The sequence below is a fragment of the Bremerella cremea genome (assembly GCF_039541315.1).
GTDB lineage: Bacteria > Planctomycetota > Planctomycetia > Pirellulales > Pirellulaceae > Bremerella > Bremerella cremea.
The window spans coordinates 2409560-2430267 of the sequence record NZ_BAABFZ010000003.1; the positions used below are offsets into that span (position 1 = coordinate 2409560).

The 20708-nt window shown below is 57.4% G+C and carries 17 protein-coding genes; 4 read left to right on the top strand and 13 right to left on the bottom strand.

The features are described from left to right. Positions 1-145: 145 nt before the first annotated feature. Complete coding sequence (locus tag ABD890_RS12035) at positions 146-895, top strand: carboxylesterase family protein (RefSeq protein ID WP_345089301.1); 750 nt, start codon at positions 146-148, stop codon at positions 893-895. A 62-nt stretch (positions 896-957) separates the two neighbouring features. Here ABD890_RS12035 and ABD890_RS12040 read toward each other — a convergent pair whose 3' ends face one another. From ABD890_RS12040 to ABD890_RS12050, 3 genes are all read right to left on the bottom strand, one after another. Continuing rightward, complete coding sequence (locus tag ABD890_RS12040) at positions 958-1854, bottom strand: diacylglycerol/lipid kinase family protein (RefSeq protein ID WP_345089304.1); 897 nt, start codon at positions 1852-1854, stop codon at positions 958-960. A 24-nt stretch (positions 1855-1878) separates the two neighbouring features. Further along, a complete protein-coding gene (locus tag ABD890_RS12045; RefSeq protein WP_345089307.1) occupies positions 1879-2697 on the bottom strand; it encodes a 3-keto-disaccharide hydrolase in 819 nt (272 codons plus the stop codon). A gap of 207 nt (positions 2698-2904) precedes the next feature. Then, a complete protein-coding gene (locus ABD890_RS12050) occupies positions 2905-3426 on the bottom strand; it encodes a hypothetical protein (RefSeq protein WP_345089310.1) in 522 nt (173 codons plus the stop codon). A gap of 540 nt (positions 3427-3966) precedes the next feature. Between ABD890_RS12050 and ABD890_RS12055 the strand changes: the two genes are divergently transcribed. From ABD890_RS12055 to ABD890_RS12065, 3 genes are all read left to right on the top strand, one after another. After that, positions 3967-6255: a hypothetical protein gene (locus ABD890_RS12055; RefSeq protein WP_345089313.1), complete on the top strand. Its 2289-nt coding sequence runs from the start codon at positions 3967-3969 to the stop codon at positions 6253-6255. Between the two features lie 770 nt (positions 6256-7025). Then, positions 7026-7685, top strand: a complete 660-nt coding sequence (locus tag ABD890_RS12060) for a response regulator transcription factor (RefSeq protein ID WP_345089316.1) — start codon at positions 7026-7028, stop codon at positions 7683-7685. A gap of 78 nt (positions 7686-7763) precedes the next feature. Further along, positions 7764-8186, top strand: a complete 423-nt coding sequence (locus ABD890_RS12065) for a hypothetical protein (protein WP_345089319.1) — start codon at positions 7764-7766, stop codon at positions 8184-8186. Between the two features lie 86 nt (positions 8187-8272). On the opposite strand, the gene ABD890_RS12070 is transcribed toward ABD890_RS12065, so the two are convergent. From ABD890_RS12070 to ABD890_RS12115, 10 genes are all read right to left on the bottom strand, one after another. Further along, complete coding sequence (locus ABD890_RS12070; RefSeq protein WP_345089321.1) at positions 8273-8428, bottom strand: hypothetical protein; 156 nt, start codon at positions 8426-8428, stop codon at positions 8273-8275. Continuing rightward, positions 8406-9251 carry a hypothetical protein gene (locus tag ABD890_RS12075; protein WP_345089323.1) on the bottom strand — a complete coding sequence of 282 codons (846 nt, stop codon included), beginning with the start codon at positions 9249-9251 and terminating at the stop codon, positions 8406-8408. Before ABD890_RS12075 ends, ABD890_RS12070 begins: the two co-directional genes overlap by 23 nt. 472 nt (positions 9252-9723) lie before the next feature. Then, complete coding sequence (gene lnt, locus ABD890_RS12080) at positions 9724-11475, bottom strand: apolipoprotein N-acyltransferase (protein WP_345089326.1); 1752 nt, start codon at positions 11473-11475, stop codon at positions 9724-9726. A gap of 75 nt (positions 11476-11550) precedes the next feature. After that, positions 11551-12000 (bottom strand): ester cyclase, encoded by a 450-nt coding sequence (locus ABD890_RS12085; protein ID WP_345089329.1) that lies wholly within the window; start codon positions 11998-12000, stop codon positions 11551-11553. Between the two features lie 120 nt (positions 12001-12120). Then, on the bottom strand, positions 12121-13332 hold the full coding sequence (locus tag ABD890_RS12090; RefSeq protein ID WP_345089332.1) for a molybdopterin molybdotransferase MoeA: 1212 nt from the start codon (positions 13330-13332) through the stop codon (positions 12121-12123). A gap of 12 nt (positions 13333-13344) precedes the next feature. Continuing rightward, on the bottom strand, positions 13345-13944 hold the full coding sequence (locus ABD890_RS12095) for an anthranilate synthase component II (protein WP_345089335.1): 600 nt from the start codon (positions 13942-13944) through the stop codon (positions 13345-13347). 120 nt (positions 13945-14064) lie between these two features. Further along, entirely contained in the window at positions 14065-15000 is a 936-nt protein-coding gene (locus ABD890_RS12100; protein WP_345089338.1) for a hypothetical protein, read from the bottom strand. A 120-nt stretch (positions 15001-15120) separates the two neighbouring features. Further along, on the bottom strand, positions 15121-17496 hold the full coding sequence (locus ABD890_RS12105; RefSeq protein ID WP_345089341.1) for a hypothetical protein: 2376 nt from the start codon (positions 17494-17496) through the stop codon (positions 15121-15123). Between the two features lie 139 nt (positions 17497-17635). Next, on the bottom strand, positions 17636-18526 hold the full coding sequence (locus ABD890_RS12110; RefSeq protein WP_345089344.1) for a LysR family transcriptional regulator: 891 nt from the start codon (positions 18524-18526) through the stop codon (positions 17636-17638). 192 nt (positions 18527-18718) lie between these two features. Beyond that, positions 18719-20707 (bottom strand): adenylate/guanylate cyclase domain-containing protein, encoded by a 1989-nt coding sequence (locus ABD890_RS12115; protein ID WP_345089347.1) that lies wholly within the window; start codon positions 20705-20707, stop codon positions 18719-18721. Position 20708: the final 1 nt, after the last annotated feature.

The window sequence follows — 20708 nt, forward strand, 5'->3', positions numbered from 1 at the left end:
CCCTGCAGGAAGTAGAAACGTTCGTTTCGTTGTACCAGTAACCTTGGTTTTGAGCAAAGCTTCCGGGGGGGCCAAGTGGAAATGGCGATCGAGGGTCAATTAGAATGGGGGGAACATTCCTTTCTTGCTAATCGAGGTCCTCACTATGAAATTGACCCAAGCATTCTGCCTGGCTTTGCTACTGCTATTTCCGCTCGTGTCCACGGTTCAAGCCGAAGAGAAAGAGCCGGCCGCGTTGTCGGAAGAAACGTTCGATCTGCCTGGCGGCAAGCAGATGCACTTCCTGCTGTACCTTCCTAAAGGTTACGAAGAGCAGGAACACTGGCCGCTGGTGCTCTTTCTGCATGGTGCCGGCGAACGAGGCGACGACCTCTCGAAGGTCAAAAAGCATGGCCCACCCAAGCTGGTTGAAAACGGTCAGGAATTCCCCTTCATCATGATCGCGCCGCAGTGCCCTCAAGGGACTTGGTGGATCACCGAGGACTTGGTCGCTTTGATGGATCACATCGTCGAGATCCATAACGTCGACGAAAGTCGCGTCTACGTGACCGGTTTGAGCATGGGTGGTCGTGGTACCTGGCAGGTCGCCGGTGCGATGTCGGATAAGCTGGCGGCGATCGCTCCGATCTGTGGTCCATCGCAGGTCGAAGTCGTTGAGAAGATCGTCAACATTCCGACCTGGGTGTTTCACGGAGCCAAAGACCCTGTCGTGAAGGTCAGCCAATCCGAAGAGATGGTCAAGCTGCTGAAAGAAAAGGGTGGCAATCCGAAGCTAACCATCTATCCCGAAGCGTTGCACGATAGCTGGACCGAAACGTACGACAACGAAGAAGTCTTCAAGTGGCTCCTTTCGCATCAGTTGCCCAAGAAGGAAGACGAAGCGAAGCCAGAGTAGTCGCTTCCCCGCAATTCGATCCCCTCTCCCGCTTCTTTTGGGAGAGGGCTTTGTCGGCGGCGTTATGCGAAAGCTGCGTTCGGCCCGCCCACCAATCGCCTCGAGCCGGGCAGAATCCGGAACTTGATCGACGCAAAGGTTCCCTTCTCGCCATCCAGGCTGCAAGGGACTTCTGGCGTGGCGACAAACTCGACCTCTTCGGCGTTGTACGTCACGATTCGCCGCTGAGCATCTTCATTGGTCAGCACGAAGTTCAAACCTGACGCAAACAGTTCGACCGTCGAAAGCGCCGGCAGGATGGTCACGTGAATTTTGCCATCGTTCAACTGAGCCGTCGGTGCAATCACGAAGCCGCCGCCGGCACAACGTCCGTTGGCAACGCAAAACGCGAAGACATCTTCTTCAATCACTTGCTGCTGATCGAGCTTCATGCGGATCTGAAACTTGGGCGGATCCGAGAGGACCGACAACGCCGCCATCCAATAAGCAAGCGCCCCGTAGGTCTGCTTGGTCTCGGTTTGGACTTCTTCAGCCACCACACCGCCAATACCGGCGGTGACCGCGTTCATCAACAGGTGGGGCTCGTCGATCGACGTTTCGATCAGATCCATCGGCTTCGCTTCCCCCTGGATCGCCAAGTCCCAGGCCGCTTCGACTTGGTTCAAGGGAATGTCGAGGGAGCGAGCCAGGTCGTTGCCGGTGCCGGTAGGAACAATGCCGAACTCAAGATCGTTCGGCGAAGAGAGCGTCGCCAGCGAGCGGCTGACCGTGCCATCGCCGCCCACCAGAATCACGCGCTGCGGCTGACGCTCGGCGATGATATCGACCAGCTGCTGATCTCCTTGAAGCTGGTCGAGACGGATCCAACACGACCCATCACGCTCGGCAAGCTTTTCGACTTGAGGGCCGATCGTTTCGGCTCCGCCCGATCGGCCGTTGAAGAGCGTGCAGGTTTTCATCGACGTCCATTCCGTTTCTATGAGCTACTCGTCGAGCAGCATGATTTCCACTTTACGGAACTGAACCGGATGGCTTTCCGATTGCAGCGAAATTGAACCGCCCGAGAGCATCAGTTCGCCGCCCGCCTTTTCGATCAGTTCTTTGGAGTGGGCATCACTTGGATCGAGCTGCGACTTTTCGTATTCGAGCACGACCTTGCCGTCGATAATGTGTTTGATGGTACCGTTGCCGTGGGCTTCGATTTCACAAGTAACCCACTGGTCGCCACGGTAAGTTTCTGACGAACTATTGATGCAATGTGGCTTGAACAGTTTGCCGTCCATCACCACGTTGGTTCCTGGCGTGCACAAGTTGACGGTCGGACGCGAACCTTGTTCTCGGCCGCCGAGCAACTGCACTTCGATCGAAGCGGGGAAGTCTTGATCCTTGCCCATGGTCTTCGGATCTTCGCCATGAATCATCACACCACTATTACGGAATGCCCAGCCAGGTCCACCCTTGCACTGGTCGCCCAGGAAGCGGTATTCGACCCGCAGACGATAGTTGCTGAAGGGTTTCTCGTAGAACAAGTGGCCAAACGTTTCTTTGAATCCGTCTTCGTAGCCATCGGCATACGAGACAGTCAGCAGGCCGTCTTCCACGCGGAACGTATCAGCAGGGTTCTCGCCTAGTTCGTGATAACGAACCTTCGGGACCCAACCGGTCAGGTCTTTCCCGTTGAAGAGTTGAATCCATTCCCCTTCCGATTTCTTCTCGTCCGTTTCCTTTTCCGCGGCAGGCAAAGTAACGACGCACGACAACAGCAGCAACAGGGCGAGTGCGGAGGGGAGATGCAATTTCATGGGTGAAGAACCTTCGATACTAGGAAAGTGCCGCGGGTCAGCGGCGTGCAGAAAGGAATGGATGCCGACGTAGGGGCGTCGACACACCGTCATTCCAGTGTAGTCGACCGGAAAACGACCCTGTAGCCCGCAAACCCTTTTTCGAAAACGACAACTGCCCACCAAAATGGCGGGCAGTTGCAATTGGGATCGAATCGACGGGGTCGACTAGTAGCCGATAATCGGCATGCCAACCGAGCGCGGCACGGGGGCCGGAGTCGAATACCAATAGGTCCTACGATAGTAGTTCACCTGGTTTGGGGCGTACATCGTGGCGGTCGCCGGGGCCACAGTCGGTGCCGGCTGGTAATACGACGTGGTGACTGGCGGAGCGTAATACGCCGTCGTCACTTCCGGAGCGGCGTAGGTGGTCACCTCGGGGGTGTAATATGTGGTCGTCGGAGCATAGTTCGTGGTGATCGGGGCGTAATTTGTCGTGATCGGGGTATAGCTGGTCGTAATCGGCGCGTAATTCGTCGTCACGACTGGGCTCGCCACGTAGGAAGTAGCAACCCCAGGGGCCAGCACAGGCTTCATCTGGGTTCGCAACCCAAACAGCCCTGTACGCACCGGAACGTAGCCTACGGCGGTCGGTGGCGTGACGGTGGTGACGACCTGAGCAGTTGCCGTACTGACGGCAAACAACGGAGCCAACGCGACAGCGCCGGCAATCATCAGATTTCGGAACATAACGATCCCCCTCGGGTATGGATTAGATGTCTGTTGGGTCTTGGCAACGGAGGACTGATTCGTTGGGAATTGTTCCTCGGCCTATTTCAGAGACAAGGCAAACCCGATACCAATGTCTCAAAGGAAAAGGATTCTGCTCCAAGTCTAGGACACGGTTGGTCGCCAAGACGTCGCGCTGATCGATCAGCGACACCGGCTGTGACTCTTAAAACGATTGTTAGCTTCAGGCGTTCAAATTGAAACAATTGTTATCAAAATGACTCTGTAATAATGACCGGGCTGGGAGTGCCCAGACGGCAAAATCAGCGCAACTTCATGGTTATTAGGCGTTTCCGTGAGAATTATTGAAGAGTTGGCAGGTTGGCATGGGGTCTGCACCAGTTAAACCGTGCGCTAAGTCTTTGCACTTTGCCCAACGATCGGAACTGTGAATGCCCCCAGGTTGCTGGCATTCCATCGCCGCGGCGGATAAACGCGGCATACCCCCCAGTGCCATTCTCCGATCATGGTTGCCAGATACTCACTAAAGGAGTCTTTTCCATGTCACGTCCATCCGTATGGCTGACCGGCTTGTTGATTGGCTTGATCAGCCTGCCGGCTCTCGGCCAGGCGCAAGACAAGAAAGGTCGCGGCGAATCGCGCGGTTCTGAGAACCGTCGCAGCGCTCAGCCTGATCGAGGCAAGTCCTCGTCGCCAAGGCCGAGCGCCAGTCGCGAACGAAGTCGGCCGCAGCCAAGTGCTCGACCAAGCGACAGCTCAAAGAGCTCTCGGCCAACGCCAAACATTTCGTCACGTCAAAGCTCGCCTCAGGCGACGCCAAGTCGTGGAAACAGCCGTCCAAGTAATACCCCATCGGCCCGCGATCGTGGTCCATCGTCGTCGCTAGAATCGATGCGGAATCGTCTGCAGTCGACTCGCCCCGACAATCCCTCGCGTGACCGTGGGCCTTCGTCGATCGATTCGCTGCGAGAACGTATGCAATCGACGCGCCCCGACAACACGCCACGTGAGCGCGGCAATTCGGCCTCGCCAAATCGGGATGCCACGCCAGGTCGCTCGGCCCAGGACATCTTCAATCGCTTGAACCAAAACCGACCTGATAGCGGTCGCCGTGAAGTGAATCGTCCCGATCTTGATCGTGAGAACGCTTCACCATCCAATGGCAATCGTAATCCAGCCGGTCGCGATTTCCGCGAGATGTTCAACCAACAACGCCCAGGTAACAACCCAGCTTCAGACCTCGATTCGGCTCGTCCCGATCGTCCGCAGCGGAACAATCTGGGTCAAGAACTCCAGCGTGAAGTAGACCGCATGCGTAACCGTCCTGGCGACGCCAGCGACATCCGCGAACGTCTGCGTGATTTGAACCGCGATGGTAACAACGATCGCGATAACAACTTGAATCGTCCCAATATCCCGAACATTCCAGACCGTGCCAATGGTGGTCGTGTCGGCTTGCCCGAACGAGATCGCCCTTCGGCCACCCTGCCTGGTCGTGGTCCTGGCGAACGTCCTGACCGAACGGAAGGTCCGAACCGTGGTCCCGGTGAACGTCCTGACCGAACGGAAGGCCCGAACCGCGGTCCTGGCGAACGTCCCGACCGAGCTGAAGGCCCGAACCGTGGTCCTGGTGAACGCCCTGACCGAACTGAAGGTCCGAACCGTGGTCCTGGCGAACGTCCCGACCGAACTGAAGGTCCGAACCGTGGTCCTGGTGAACGCCCTGACCGAGCTGAAGGCCCGAACCGTGGTCCCGGTGAACGTCCTGACCGAGCTGAAGGCCCGAACCGTGGTCCCGGTGAACGTCCTGACCGAACTGAAGGTCCGAACCGTGGTCCTGGCGAACGCGATCGTGGCGACAACGACGCTCGTATCGCCCGTCCTGATTTCGACTGGCGAGACCGTGCCAACCGCGATCCACAGTTCCGTGATCAACTCAACCGTGTTCGCGACAAAGGATCGCTCGATCGTGATGCGATTCGTGACCAACTGGTAAACGTTGAAAACCGTGACCGGGATCGTGATCGCCATCGTGATCGTCGCCCAGGCGGTAATTGGGATAGGGACTGGGATGGACGCTGGGATCACAACGATCGTCGCCACGTCCCCGACAACTGGTATCGTTATGCGAACAACGTTCGCCATAACGCTCACCGCCACTTCAACTATGGTTGGAACAATCGCTGGTACCCCAATAACCGCTTCTTGAACAGTTGGTACTTCCACACCTATCGACCTCGTCCAGGTTACTGGTGGTCGTGGGCTTCGCCATACCGCTTGAGTAACTGGAGTTTCTGGGGAAGCTACTCGACCGTTCCGGTTTACTACGACTATGGTTCGACCATCGTCTATGACACGCAGTATGTATATGTTGAAGACGAACCCATCGCGACCCGCGAGCAGTACGCTTTGCAGGCAATCGCCTTGGCAAACGAAGGTCGTCAGATTTTGCAGAACCGTCCTCCAACGCAAGGTAACGGGAACCCAGACGACTGGTTGCCACTGGGCGTGTTCGTCCTGACCGATACCGCATCGGGTGACGGCGATATCTACCTGCAGTTGGCCATCGATAAGCAAGGTTTGCTGGCTGGTACGTACTATAACGCCGCGACTGACAATTCGTTGCCGGTCTGGGGTAAGGTCGATCCAGAATCGCAACGTGCTGCCTGGTTGATCGGTGAGTCGTCGGCAACGGTGATGGAGACCGGTATTTATAACCTGTCGCAGGAAGCCAGTTCGGTTCTGGTGCACTACGGAACGCAGCGCGATGAAACGTGGATGCTGGTTCGTTTGCCCGAAGATGAAGTGACCAACACTTCGCTTCCATAAGAACTTGCTGACTTGTTTGCTATTGAGCGTGGGGGCCCGTAGTCTAGTGCTACCGGGCCCCTTTTTATTGCGGGATGGTCGCATTTGTTGGCTTGGCGAAGCGAATGCTCAAGAAAGCACGGAATCCCGCAGTTTTTCCTTTGTTGTGTAAGAAGTTTTCAGCGAAAACTTGTTTATTGTACTGAGCCCCCCTGATCGCGTGGCGTAGTTTGTTACCCCAAGCCATCGGTGGGGCGCTGCTAAGCGCACTAAGTCGCTATTGCAAGGCAATCTCAAGAAAATGAGGCCCCGAAACAGATTCCCGTCGGTGTGAACTGGAATCGGAACCTATATTTACGATGAGCCAGAATTCCGCGGGAAGTTGCTCGTCAAAATTGCGGTTGGGGCGCACTCAATGCCATAGTTTGCCTGTTTTGTGCAGTCTTGCTTAACAAAACATGAATACAGTGGCTTTTATTTGAGGCTTTGGCGACGATGTCCGATTAGAAATTTGGGAAGGGGAAACTGGCTCAACATTTGTTAAGGTTTTAGTGACACTGGCAACCATGTCGGTGCGATCTAAAATCGGCCGTTTCGTCCGTCCCGATTCCAATCGCATTGCATATGCAGTAAGAAGTTCTTACCAAGATCTCGCTGGATGACTCTGGTTTCGACCAGGACACATCATGGGGCAGTGGGACTCCAATCTTGGAAGAGCTGAATCAAGGGCAGCAACAGGACTAGGGGTAAAACAGGCATGACCGTTTTCCTGGGTAGACAGTTTGCATCCCATGACTTCAGAACCGATTGTTCATTTCGTCGACGATGATCCCGCCGCTCGCGACTCTTTGTTGCAGCTGGCCAAGTCGGTAGGCTTTACCGCCTACACGTATGGCTCTGGCGAGGAATTTCTCGAACAAATCCAACCTACGCAGCCTGGCTGTGTCGTTCTCGACATTCGTTTGCCAGGTATTTCGGGGCTGGAGGTGCATCGTCGCATCAACCAGGCAAACCTGCCGTTGATCGTCATCTTTCTGTCGGCCCATGCCGACGTACCGACGACGGTCCAGGCAATGAAGCTGGGGGCGTTCGAGCTCTTCCAGAAGCCTTGCAACACGACGCGTCTGATCGATGCCATTCGCCAGGCGATGGATAAGAATCAGCAGAGCTTCCAGAAGCACGTCAAACGCCAAGAGGCCGAGCAACTGCTCAGCGATCTTTCGGCGGAAGAGACCAAGGTGCTGGAGCTGATGTTCCTCGGACGTACCAACCAGGAAATTGCGGACCATCTGCAATTGAGCCTGCGGACGGTCCAGTTCCGACGTTCGAGCATCTTCCGTAAGACCAACGTCAACACCAAGGCACGTCTGTTCGACATGCTGTTTGACGCCGGCTGGAGCCCAAGTACACAGATCGCCGAGACCGAGGAAGCCGCTCGTAACGGAGGCTAACCGCCCATGTCCGGACTCCCCTTCCCTACCCTTCTATAATGAAGGGAGTTTGCAAGGGTCGATGCCGGGAGGTTGCCGATGGACGAATCGCTGAATCCTTTTCGCTCTCCACAGCCAGAACAAGCGGAAGCTTACGTCCGTGCCGAGGTCTTTCGTGGCGCGACGGTTACCGGCTTCGTCGATCGCTACGAGTTCTTCGTCCCCGAGATTACCCAGGTCGTCCCCCAGGCAATCGCATTCTACGAAGGGACCAAGGCGAAGGTCGTCTCAGAGGATCCTCTAACGTTCCGTCGCGGCAATCTTTGGTCGACGGTCCTTGGTCCGGAATCTTACGCTCAGCAGCGTATCGTGCTGCGTGTCGACCCACAGCAGCATCGTGTGAATCTCGAGTACCACATTCAATTGCTGCTGACCGCTCGGGTCTATAACACCAGCCACCGCGAAGCAGTTCGTCTGGCACTGCATCTGGGGGCCGTTCATCCCGACGCGCTGGGTATCTAGCAAGATCGGGTTACGAAAAAAGGCGAAGCGGATTCCGCTTCGCCTTCTTCCTTCATTGGCTTGTTCTGCCGAGTTGGCCAGGTCGCTTAGACCTTCCATTGAGGCCAGCTGCCGTAACGCTGCAGTTCCATGAACAGCAGGATGGCGCCTGTCGTCAGGGCGATGAACGACAGGATCAGCATGACGGTGTATACGTTCGGGCTCGATTTCCGTCCCGACTTATCCGAGGTTTGTGGAGACATGATCACCCTTCTTAATCAGGCCGCGGCGGTATTCACGAATGATTTCACCGACCGCACGATCCGGAGCGGTCTGCTTGATGATGATACGGCCGAGGTAGGTCTGGCCGCGGAACACGTCGAGCGTGTTACCCTTCTGGATCCCGTCGTCCGAGCCAACCGAGATTTCGACCATGTTGTTGTCGTTGACGGCGGTAACGCGAGCGTACAGTTCAGGCGGAATGCCATCGACCGGGGTGAACTCGTCCTTACCGAAGGCGGTCAGAACACGCTTCATACGAGCGGTCTGCTTGGCCAGCTCTTGTTCGCGTTCACGCAGACGGTCTTGTTCGACTTTGTACTGCTGAAGCTTGTCGGTCAACGCAACCACGTCTTTGAACGTCGAGTCGCGATCGGTCTGGGCGACCTTGATGTCCGCACGCAGTCCGTCGACTTCAGTCTTCAAGTTCTTCGAGTTGGTTTCGGCCAGCTCGAGCAGCGTCTTCATGTCGGCTTCCGACTTCACCAGACGTTCGTTGGCCTGGCTCAAGTTCAGCAGTTCGACATCCTGCAGCTTGGTACGAGCATGCAGTGCGGCGATCGCATAAGCACGAGCAGCACGTTCCTGCTCCAGCTTGGTCTGCAGCTTTTCGTTCTGATCTTGCAGTGCCGAGGCAATCGACTTCTGCTCAGCGATCAGCTTCTCAAGCCCTTGGTTGCCTGCACCATCCCCTTTGACCACCTCACGCCAGTTTTTGTGCGTGGCATAAACCGTCATGGCCACGGTCATGAAAACCAGGCTCATGATGAGAATCAGGTAGGTAAAGATCTTTCCGATCAATGTCATGGAAGTGACTCCTTCGATGGCGTTTGCCACGGCCTTGCCTGGGTCGGTTTCTCGTCTCTTGCGGCGACGTGAAGAAATTCCACGCGTGATGAGCAAGCCGCATCCATGCAGATTGACGGATCCAACAACCGAGAAGGTGCACTCAAGAGACCGCGCTCTATGAGTGACTGGTGCCTGTAAAGGGACAAGATGTGTGAGTATTTACGGCCAGTATAATTCTGGCGTTTGAACAGTGTCAACAAAATGGACAATTTAGTTTAGGTGTTCTGGGAAACTTGGCTGCATAACCGATACGCAAGCCGCATGTCGCCCAGCCCCTGCTCTAATATAAACGACAATAACGTTTTACGTCGGATTGTTGGTCGGAAAATTACCCAGGTTACCTGGCACTTCCGTCCAACGGGGGAGCTTCGTTCCGTTTCTGCGGCTCGTTAGCTGAGAGCCGGCTACGGAAAACCCCCCATTAGCAACTCTAATTTCCCTTCTGGGGAGCGGTAGGTGGCGGTCTTCGCGAGACTACCCACCCGGCAATCGCCCCGATAATCGTCAACACCAGGCATAACCCGGCGAACCAGTCCCCATTCTTTGTGTAGGACGAGATTGGTCGCACCGTGGGCGCTACATCAGCCACGAGATAGGTAGTTTTTCGGGTGGGCGAGTACTGCAGCAGCTTCCCCTGCGAGTCGATCACCGCAGAGATCCCCGTGTTGGCAGCCACGAGCATCGGACGACGATTCTCGACCGCTCGGAACCGGGCACACGCCAGGTGCAGATCGAGGATGCTGGAACCCCAGAACCAGCCATCGTTGGTCAGCGTGACCAGGGCATCGACCGGGATTCCGGCTTGGTCCATCTGCCGGACCTGATCTGCCACCAGGTGGGGGACCGTGTTCTCGAAACAGATACAAGGCACCAGGTTTACTCCATCGACATCGATGGCGACCGGTCCTTTTCCTGGTGTCAGCCCACCGCCAATCGGTAATAGGTCGTAAACCCAAGGCACATAGTCTCCTCCAGGGACATACTCGCCAAACATGACCGGATGGACCTTTTCGTACCGGGCGTCGATCGTTCCCCTTGGGCCGACATGGATGGCGGCGTTGGCGTGTTCGATCCGCTTGTGGCCGTAACGCATCACCGACGTGCCCAGCAGCAAGGGAGCCTTCCAACGATTGACCGATAGGTCGTGCACAAACCCTGCGAACTTGTCGCCAACCTTGGGTACCTGTTCGCGATAGGCGTCGGTCTGGTCTGCCTTGTCATCTGGAAGTGCGAAATCGTCACCGATTTCGTGCAGGATGTAGTCTCCCATCGTGGTCTCTGGCCAGACGATCAAATCGAGGTTGCGGTGGTTCTGCACCAGGTGATCGGTCAGGGCGGTGTACTGCTCGAACGTCCGTTCCGATTGCGTCGGGTCGCCGAAGACCGTATCGATCGATCCTTGTACCAGGCCCACCTTCACCGGTTGGACCGGGTCGCGCTGGCCTCCCCGTGAATAGCCCCATTCAAGTTGGCCACTGAAATCCAGCAGTAGCCAGCCTCCCACGAAATAACCAACACCGACCATCACCGCCAAAGCCACCAAACCACCCCGGGTAAGCCCCAACGGAACCCTGCGGGTAAGTGGATGTCGCCGAGCCCCAGGCAAGGCAGTGGCTACCAACGCCAAGACCAGCATCATCACGAAGCTGACCCCATAAGCGCCGATGAATTCCGAGACCTGAATCAGCGGCAAGACCGAGACCTGGGTATGCCCCAGCTGGGCGATCGAGAAGCCGGTGGCGAAGTGGGCACGCACATATTCCAAAGCGGTCCAGACAATCGGTGCGGTAAGCGGAAGGGGCACCCGCGCGCCATGGACCATAATTCGCGACAGACCGACAAACAGCGGCAGGTAGACCGCCAGATAAGCACACAGCGCCGGCCAGCCGAGTAGCCGGGTGGCCCAGTGGGCATTGCCGACGCCATACAGGACGGTCATCCAGAACAGAAAGCCGCTGAAGTAAATCCACCAATAGCTGCGTCTGGGAAGCGTATCGACCCGAATCAACATCAGCCAGCCAATCGGAGCGACCCAGCCCAGTGGCCAGAGATTTAAAGGGGGAAAGGCGGCCGCCAGCAGCAAAGCACTGGCGCAGCTTAAAAAGGCGACGCAGCGCCAGCTGAAGGAGAAAGAAGTCGGCTGGTCGCCGTCTGATGCAACTTGGGAATCAGGTGGGTGCACAAGGAGTCTCGATCGGTACCGCAGGGAAGAGTGACGCCCTAATCTACGAGTTTTTCGGCAACCTGTCAGTGCGGATTAGCTGTCCGAGGGATCTTCGAAACTCTTGTGTCTTGGCTTGGTAGCCCCCACCAGGATCTGGAGCATCCGCCCCTGATTCCAGCAGTCCCACCCTTCGGCCAGTTTGTTGTGCTCGTCGACCCGAAACCAGGTCATTCCGCGCAGCGTAACGCGGGAATTCGTGGGAGTGAATCCGAAGCCAGTGCCGGTATGCGTTCCGGTCAAAAACCAGCGGACCACGACGTGTGGCGGCTGTTCGATACTGTCTTCCACATCGATGCGTACATCGGGCATCGCTTGCAGCACGTTGTCGCGAAACTCTTTGAAGGTTTCCATGCTGAAATAGCGAACGTCCGACTCGGCATACCCCACGGCGTTCTCCGCAGAGAGATCGAAGATGGCGTTGTCGTTACGTTGGTTCCAAACCTCTTCGAACCAGGTTTCGGCAAGCTGGGTGAGTTGGCTCACTTTCTGTTCCGACTATGAATGCCCCACGGATGCCGGCGGTACTCCCTGCGCTGAGTCCCCCGACTGCTCGGAGGAGTGTAACCCACCAGCAGTAAATGACCAACGCCCTAAAAGAAGTAGTTAGACCATCACTGCAGAGATAAATTGGCCAGCTTCATACTGGCTATTGGCGTCGAAACAGGCCAGTGCGTTGGCCTTAGCCAATGTTGCCAGGTCGGCCGAGCCCTTCCAGTTGAGTGGCGCGATTGTCGCACCGGCGCCTTCTTTTCGACATGCGTACGCCGGAAAGAAGACCGGGCGGTCACCAGGGTTGGCAAAGTCGCGCGTCAGCAGGAAGCCCGGAACGAACGGAGAAACAGCGGTTCGGCCCATCATGGCATTCAATGCCGAACGCACAAACAAGTGAAAACAAACGAGGCTGCTCACCGGATTGCCAGGCAGGCCAAACACGAGCGTCGGCGTGCCACTTCCTTCGCGCTTGCCGAACCAGAGCGGCTTGCCCGGCTTGAGATTGACTTTGTGGAACACCTTCTCGACGCCATGTTCGGCCAGAATGCCAGGCCCTAAATCTTTGACGCCGACCGACATTCCACCAGAAATTAACAGAATGTCTGCTTCCAAACCTTCCTGGATCGCGGCGTAAAGGTGTTCGCGGTTGTCGCGGACGATGCCCAGGCGCTTCGCTTCAGCTCCGGCTTCGGTGACCATGGCAGCCAACATCGGACCGTTGGTATTGCGGATTTGGCCCGGGCCAGGCTCTTCGTGGGCTTCGACCAGTTCGTCGCCGGTGGAAATGATGGCGACCGTCGGCTTGCGCCGGACGGTGACGCGTCCGCCTGCCAGGTCGGCCAGAATACCGACTTCGATTGGGCGAATGATCGACCCGGCCGACAGAACGACCTGACCTTTCTCGAGCAAGCCACCACGTTTCAAGACGTGGCTGCCGGTTGGAACTTCATCCAGGATCTGCACGCGGTCGACGTTTTCGGAATCGATCTGGGTGTGTTCGACCATCACCACCGAGTCGGCACCCTTGGGCATGGGGGCGCCAGTCATGATCCGGGCGGCCATTCCTTCCTGGATCGATTCGCTGGCCGTGTTGCCGGCGGTGATCTCTTCGACGATTTCCAGATTGGCCGAGCCACCGCAGGTGTCGGCCGAACGCAGAGCGAAGCCATCCATCATGGCTTTGTCGAACGCGGGCGATTCGACGGGACTTACAAGATCTTCCGCGAGTGCTGCGCCAAGTGCATCAAAAGCACTGCACTCGTGGGTTGAAAGCGGGTAGGAATGTTGCGATACCTGTTCGAGTGCCTGATTGACGGACAGCATGGTTAGACTCCTCTAGGAACTCGGGGCTGGCTGAATCTCCAGAAAACGACGCAACATGTCGGTCCCCGTTTCGCTCAGGAAACTCTCAGGATGGAATTGCAGTCCCATCAGAGGCAGCGTCTTGTGGCGGATCGACATGATCTCTTTCTCGCCATTTGGCATGATACTCCAAGCCGCAACTTCGAAATCTTCTGGGAGCGTGTCTGGTTTGATGACCAGGCTGTGATATCGAGTGGCGATAAACGGATTGGGCATTCCCTCGAACAGACCACGATTGTCGTGATAAATCTCGTCGGTCTTGCCGTGCATCAGACGTTCGGCGCGCACAATCGTTCCGCCGAAGGCCTGCCCCATCGATTGATGGCCCAGGCAAACGCCCAGGATCGGCAGCTTGTCGGCGAAATACTTGATGGCTTCGACCGAGATGCCCGCTTCATTCGGCGTGCAAGGACCGGGCGATACGATCAGATGGGTGGGGGCCATCTTTTCAATCGTCGCACAGTCGATCTGGTCGTTGCGATAGACCTGCAGATCGAGCGTAGGATCGATCTCACCTAGCCGTTGGACCAGGTTGTAAGTGAACGAGTCGTAGTTGTCGATCAGCAGAATCATGCGTCTTTTCGGCGGGGAATACTTCGGTTGAAGGGGTAAATCTATTCTTTATCAATCCGCCGGATGGGACAACATCGGTCCCGTCGCAGTTCGCCCACGCCGGAAGAATTTCTGGGGCGATTATTCAGACGAACGATCCTCAGAAGAGGGAGCGTCTGGATCGGCCTGATCAGGCTTCTTCTTCTGGCCGCGCGCCATCGCCAGAATGTCCGCCGTACTTGGCTTCTTAGGGGCAGGCGATTGATCCGCTTCGCTCGGCTCGGAAGGCTCGGCTTTCTTCTCGCCTCGCAGCAAGGCCAGCTTTTCCGCGGTGGTCAACTCTATAGATGGGGAAGTAGAACCCGCATCCTTTTTTTCTTCAGCGGCCTTCTTTCCTCGCGCCATCGCCAAAATATCAGCGGTGGTCGGCTTCGCCTTGGCAGGTGCTGGATTGTCTTCTGCCGGCTTGGCTTCAGGCTTTTTCTCGCCACGCAGCATGGCCAGCTTGTCGGCAGTGGAAAGAGCCTTGGTATCCGTCTTCTTGCCCTCGGCAGGCTTGTCGTCGGCCGCTTTCCCTTTGCCGCGTGCCATCGCCAGAATATCGGAGGTGCTGGGCTTCTTCTTCTCTGTAGGCTCTCCGTCAGCCTCTTTCTTTTTGCCTCGCGCTGCCGCCAAGATATCGGCGGTGCTTTGCTTGGCAGGCTTATCGGCCGTCGGCTTCTTTGCCCGGGCCATCGCCAGGATATCGGCCGTGCTGGAACCAGTCTTCGCCCCGCCCTTCTTCTCTGCGGCGGGCTTGGCTGCCGGCTTTTCCGCCGGGGTAGCAGATCGGGCAGGCTTCTTTTCTGGTTCCGGCTCAGGGGGTTTCTCGACGATCTTCAGGAAGTCGATGTCGATGTCGTACCAAGAGATGTCGCTGGTTCCGAGGAACTCGACCAGGGCCCGGCCGCTCATGTTGACGGTGCGGACGATCCCGGTTCGGCCTTCGAATCGCTTCAATTCCGGCACCATCCGCGCGATGGCGACGTACTTGTCGGTGAATTCCCGTTTGAGCTTTTCGATGTGTTCGAAGACCATTAGCGGCTCGCGCAGTGCGGCTTTTCCAGGCAGATCGAAGGGTGAACCAGCGTAGCACCCTTCAACTCATCATAAAGAATGGCCCGTGCCTCGGGAAGTGAACGCCGCTTCCGGTCTCGTTTAGCGAGAAACCGGACCACTGCCCAGCGTTTGCTGGATCTTCTTCGACGAAGCTGTGTAGGCGGCGCTCTTTTCCGAGTCGCCCATCTCGCGGTACATCTCGGCCAGGTTGTCGAGCGGAACGATCAGCTTCGGCTGCAAGCCGGCGTCCTGTGCGATTGCCGACTCGATCAGGCCTTTGCCCTTCTCGGTCAGCGAGATCCCTTGCTCGCGACGTCCAATCGACCAGTACGAAACGCCCATACTCACCAGCGATTCGCCGCGACGATCGAGCATGATGTTGTTCACCGAAGGATCGGTCAGGTGGCTCATTGCCAGATCGTACCACTGCACGGCGCTATCATGCTTCTGTTTCTGCACGGCACAGATCGCACCGGCACGGAAGTAAAGGTTGCCCAGCAGCAAGTGATCGGCAATGGTGATCTCGCGACCGACCTGGCCACCCTTCAAGAAAGTTTGGGCCTGTTCGGCCAGCTTTAAGGCTTCGTCATGTTGCTGACGAGCATGCTGGATGAAGACTGCCTGCGAAAGGGCCTGCCCCGTTTCCCATTCCAACGCTCGGTGGAAGAAGGGATCGTCGGTCTGGCTGACCATCTCGCGGTATTGTCCCAAGATCTGGTCGACCGAATCGCCTGGATCGAACGGTGCACCATAGAAGCTGTGGGCCATCAGCGACTTGGTTAGCCAGGCCATGCGAAGTTCGCCGGTGCCATCTTCGTTGCTGACCATGTCGTCGATGTAGACCTTCGACCGCTGTAGCCATTGGTTGACGACTTCTTCTTTCCGTTCCCAGTCGCCGGTTGCGATGTCGATCGCCAGTGACAAGTGGGCATCGACCAGAACACGCTTGGCGGCGCGACGGGTCTGCTGGTTGGTATCGTTCACCAGGGGCGAGGCCAGTTCGATCGCTTTGACGTGATGCTGAACCGCTTCACGATTCTTTTGCGGGCCAGCCAACTGCAGGAAGTCGCCCCATTGGCAATGTGCCTTGGCACGAATCTGCGGGTCGACGGTCGAGTCTTCAGCAATCTGCTGCGTGCTATGAATCCCGCTGGCCAGCTTGCCTTGGGCTGCCGACAGCAAGGTGCGGTACAAACGATACTCAGGCAGCGAACCGACGCCGGCAGTTGCCTTGCGGGCCGCCTCGAAGGCTTCCTGTTCGCGGCCAAGACGATGCAAGATCGTCGACATCTGGTACCAGGCATCCGCGTAGTGCGGTTCCTGATCGATCGCCAACTGGCAATCGGCCAGACGATCTCGGAAGGCAAGCGGCGAACGGCCATGGGCTCGCAGCATGAAGGCTTCCGCCGAGGGAGCTTGAATGATGATCCGCTCGACCTGGATGGTGTCGGCTGACATCGGCAGCATCACACCTTTTTCCGGGTAGATAATCCCAAGGCGGCGTCCACTGGTGTCTTGTACCTGAGCCGGATCGAGATCGACCAGGGCCAGTCGTTGTTCGAGCGAAGTACGCGGCATCGGCTTTTCGAGGATCATGTAGACCGAGATGATCTCATCCCCTTCGATGGCGATTTCAACCTTGGCACATTCATCGCGCTGATCGTATTGGCGGACGCGTTTGTCCTCGTCGATGCGACGCTGCTGTGAAGGTTCGCCCCAGGCCGCATTGATCTGGGCCAGGGTCGTTTGCCGCGGAATGATTTCCCAGGCGGTCAATGGTTTGGGGGTAGCAACCGGCTGCGGTTCTGGCTCAGGGGTCTGAACCGGCGTTATCGGAGCGGCAGGTTCTTCTTTCGGAACGGGGCTTGGCTGCGGTGCCAACTGCACCGCAGGCTTCGATCCAGGAGTCGGGACGACGCGTGGTCGAGCGTAACGATAGTTCGGGAACGGTCCCGCTGGGTTGTCGGTCGTGGCGGTGGATGGCTCGGCCGAAGGAGTCTCTGGCTGCGTCGCTTCCGCTGGGGCTGGCTTGGTTTCCTGCGCTGGAGCGACCGGCGCAGACTGTTCCGAGTAGACCGAGGTTCCGCTAGGGGCGGCTGGGTTTTGAATGGGTTCTTCGTGGATGCGGAAGATGCGTAGCGGTCCGTCGCTTTCCGGCAGAACGACTTTGGCACCATCCGGAGTGCGCACCGAGACATCGGTACCATCTTGCGGCTGCGGTGGCATCTCGGCCGAGACTTGGCGCACCGAAGGGATCTCAGGCGGTTCGCCATCGGCGGTCAACGACAGCGAGAACGGCCGATAAGGGACCGGCTGTGCAGTTTCGGTGTAAGGAAATTGGGACGGGACCTGGTGCTGAATCGGCTGATCCGACTCGCTCAGGTTCAAGCGGATCGGTTCCGCACTGATCTGTCCGACGGCGATCCAACAGCAGGTAGCGACAACAATCGATTGCAGAATGGTGGAATAACGCATGGTTTCCTCGGCCAAGCTTTTCTGTCCCCTTTGTGCATCCGTGCTTCGATAGAGACAGCCCGCAGGCGGGCGAGAGTATAGCGATACCCTCGCTTGGACCAAGACCAATTTTCGCTAGCAAGCGTGAAGATGTCGCGAGTTATGTCACGAGGGCGGCATCTTCTTGCCGTAAGATCTCGAGCAACCGGCGCTGCGGCGGGGTCGAGGTGCGATGACGATTCCAGGCCGCGGCAATCGTTCGGAACGGCTGAATCTTGCGAATCGGCCGATAAACGCACGACGTATCGTCAGGATCGATCGCCATTTCTGGCAGCAGCGAGATCCCCACCCCCAAGCGAATCATTTCCTGGATCGTCGAGATCTGGGCACTTTCACACACGACGTGTGGCTGAAACTCTTGCTGCCGACAGAATCCCAGGATCTGCTCTCCAAGACAATGGATTTCGTGCAGCAGCACAAACGGTTCCTGGCGAACCTGGCTGAACGAGACCGCCGGCTTGTCTGCTAGCGGATGGTCTGGGGGCATCGCCACCATCAGCGGTTCGCGGAAGAGTGGCTCGACTTGCAGCCGGGCATCTTCGATCGGCAGGGCCAGGATCGCCACGTCCAGCGTCCCCTTCAGCAGGCGATCGAGAAGATGATCGGTGTAGTCTTCGACCAGGGTTAGCGAGACCTTCGGCATCTCTTGGCGGAAGTGCTGCACGATGGTCGGAAGCTTGAATGGAGCGATCGTCGGCAATGCCCCGACCCGCAAGCTGACCACTTCCGGCCCCTCAGGCTGCTTGAACCAACCTTCGGCGGCGTCGACTTCTTTCAAGATGCGACGTGCCCGGGGGAGTAGTTCTTTGCCGGAATCGGTCAGAACGACCGTGCGTCCCAAGCGATCCAACAGCCGCGTATCGAGCTCGCGCTCGAGTTTGGCGATCTGCTGGCTCAAGGAAGGCTGCGTTACGTGGCACTGCTCGGCGGCTCGGGTAAAGTTCTCGAGCTCGGCGACCGCCACGAAGTAGCGTAGCTGGTGAATTTCCATAGGTAGCACTTATCGTTCAGATAGGAATAACGTATTTCCGTTATAACTCGGCGATGGCTATTCTGGAAGCGAGAGCGAAAAGCTTTCTTCACTGGAAAGACGCGACGGTCGGTAATGTCGATGTGTGGGAACGGTGACTTTGCGTCGGCCGTCGCGTTTTTCTGCTTCTTTGAAATCCCCAGCGGACGGAAGCTATTTGCGGTCGAGCATCCAGACGGGATGGTCCGAGGCGACTTGCCGTGGATTTTGCAGCAAGGTCAGGGCTCGGTCTCGCAGGCACTTCGTCGGCCCGTCGAAATGGAATTCCTTCTCACGTGTGATCAAATCGAGCGTGTTGAGTGCTTCCAGGAAGTTACGCTGCGTGAACTGCTGATAGGCAGCTTCGTACAGCGATTGAAGCTGAGGCCAGTTGGAAGAAGGATTCGCGGCGATCTCGTGCACGCGGATCGGCTTGGGAATGTTGATTGCCCGGATCGAGCCCAGGTAACGCGAAGGCAACTCGTACATCAACGCGACGCGGGTCGCTTCGGTAATCAGAATGGTCGGCGGAGTGAACCTGGCCGGGGTGTCGTCGTCGATCGGCTTGGGGCTGAACTGCTTGGTGGCGCCTTGAACGCGACTGGCGATATTCACCGTCGGTCCCAGCGGCCCCCACATATATTTGAAGTCGGTCCCCTTCCGGCCCACCACGCAGTCGCCGGTGTTGATCCCGATGGTCAGCCCGAACGGCAACATCTCGGCCGGAATCCGATCGGCCCAGCTTTCATTCAAGGCTTCGAGTTTGGCGACCATTTGAACGGCTGCCTGGCAAGCAAGATCGGCGTGGTTTCGCTGCTCATCCGGGGCACCCCACATGGCAACAAGCTCGTCGCCGACGTACTCGAGAAGAACGCCATCGTTGCGGATGACACATTCCGAGAGCTCGCCCAGAACTTCGCGCAGCCACTTCATCGTCTGCAGAGCGCCGAGCTCGGAACTGATGGCACTGAATCCGCGGATATCGCAGAACAAGACCGAGATGTTCTCTTCTCGAGTTTCCAGCAATGCCGGGTCGTTCAGAATGCGATCGGCAATTCCCGGCGGAAAGAACTGGGCCAGGCAAATCTGTTGCTTGGCAACCTCGCGTTCCTTTCGCAGTCGTTCGAGCCCGACCGCTAAACAATCGCGGATCACTTCGACAAACTTCACTTCGCAGTCGACCAGCATCTGATCGCTGACCGGCTGGCGTTTCTTCGAGGCGTACAACGCCCCGACAACGCTGTCGCGCGACAGGACCGGGGTGACCACCACGTGATGGTCGTCGGTGTGTTCTTCCAGACTGGTTGGCGTCGACCAGGTCTGGCGATTGTTCCAGATGAAGTCGAGTGCCTTACTGTCGAAGCGTGGCGTCACTTCCGCTTCGTGATGGGGTGCCGGCCAGGTCACTTCGCACTGCCACTGGTTGGCCATCTGATCGAGCCCCAAGTACGAGCACGAATCGAAGTTGCCGAGCTTGCAGACATTCTCGGCGGCCGAACTGTAGAAGTCAGGCGAGTTGGCCGCTTTCTCCAAAACGGCGCTCACGGCATTCAAGATCCGCTGGACATCGTCGGTCGATGGGCTGTCGGGCGCCGGTGCGCCTTCACTGGCCCGGCTTTGACTCAACATCCGGGTGACGTCGGCGACGCTTTGCGAAAGCATCCCTTGAGCTGGCTCGTTGAATTCGGCTTCGGGGTTCGAGCGACTGGTGCTCAACTGCAGGGCGATGTTCGACCCCACCATCAAGCGAATCGGTTGCTGGGTCAGGTTCTGCGTGACGAACGTCTTGACCTGCTTATGGGCGATCCGGCCTTCCGTGGCGGGCGAGACCGGAACCTCATGGTTGCCGATGTTCCCTACGCGGAGGTAAGCACCCCCACGGTCTGGAGCCACTTCCAGCAACTGTCGAGAGACCTCGCGCTGGTGGTAGGAAGTGATGATCAGCTTGCGGCGGTCGGTGAAGCTGATCGTACGAAAGGGGCCCGGTTCGCCTTTGGCGACATCCTGGCGACCAATCACGAAGCGATCACGAACCTTGATTTCGTGGACTTCTTTGCCAAGCTGGTCGTCGAAGATCGGTTGTCGCTGCCCATGCACGTAGATGCTTAACAGAATCTCGGGAGGGTTCTGCGAGTCATAGGATCTGGGATGAGAATCGTGCATA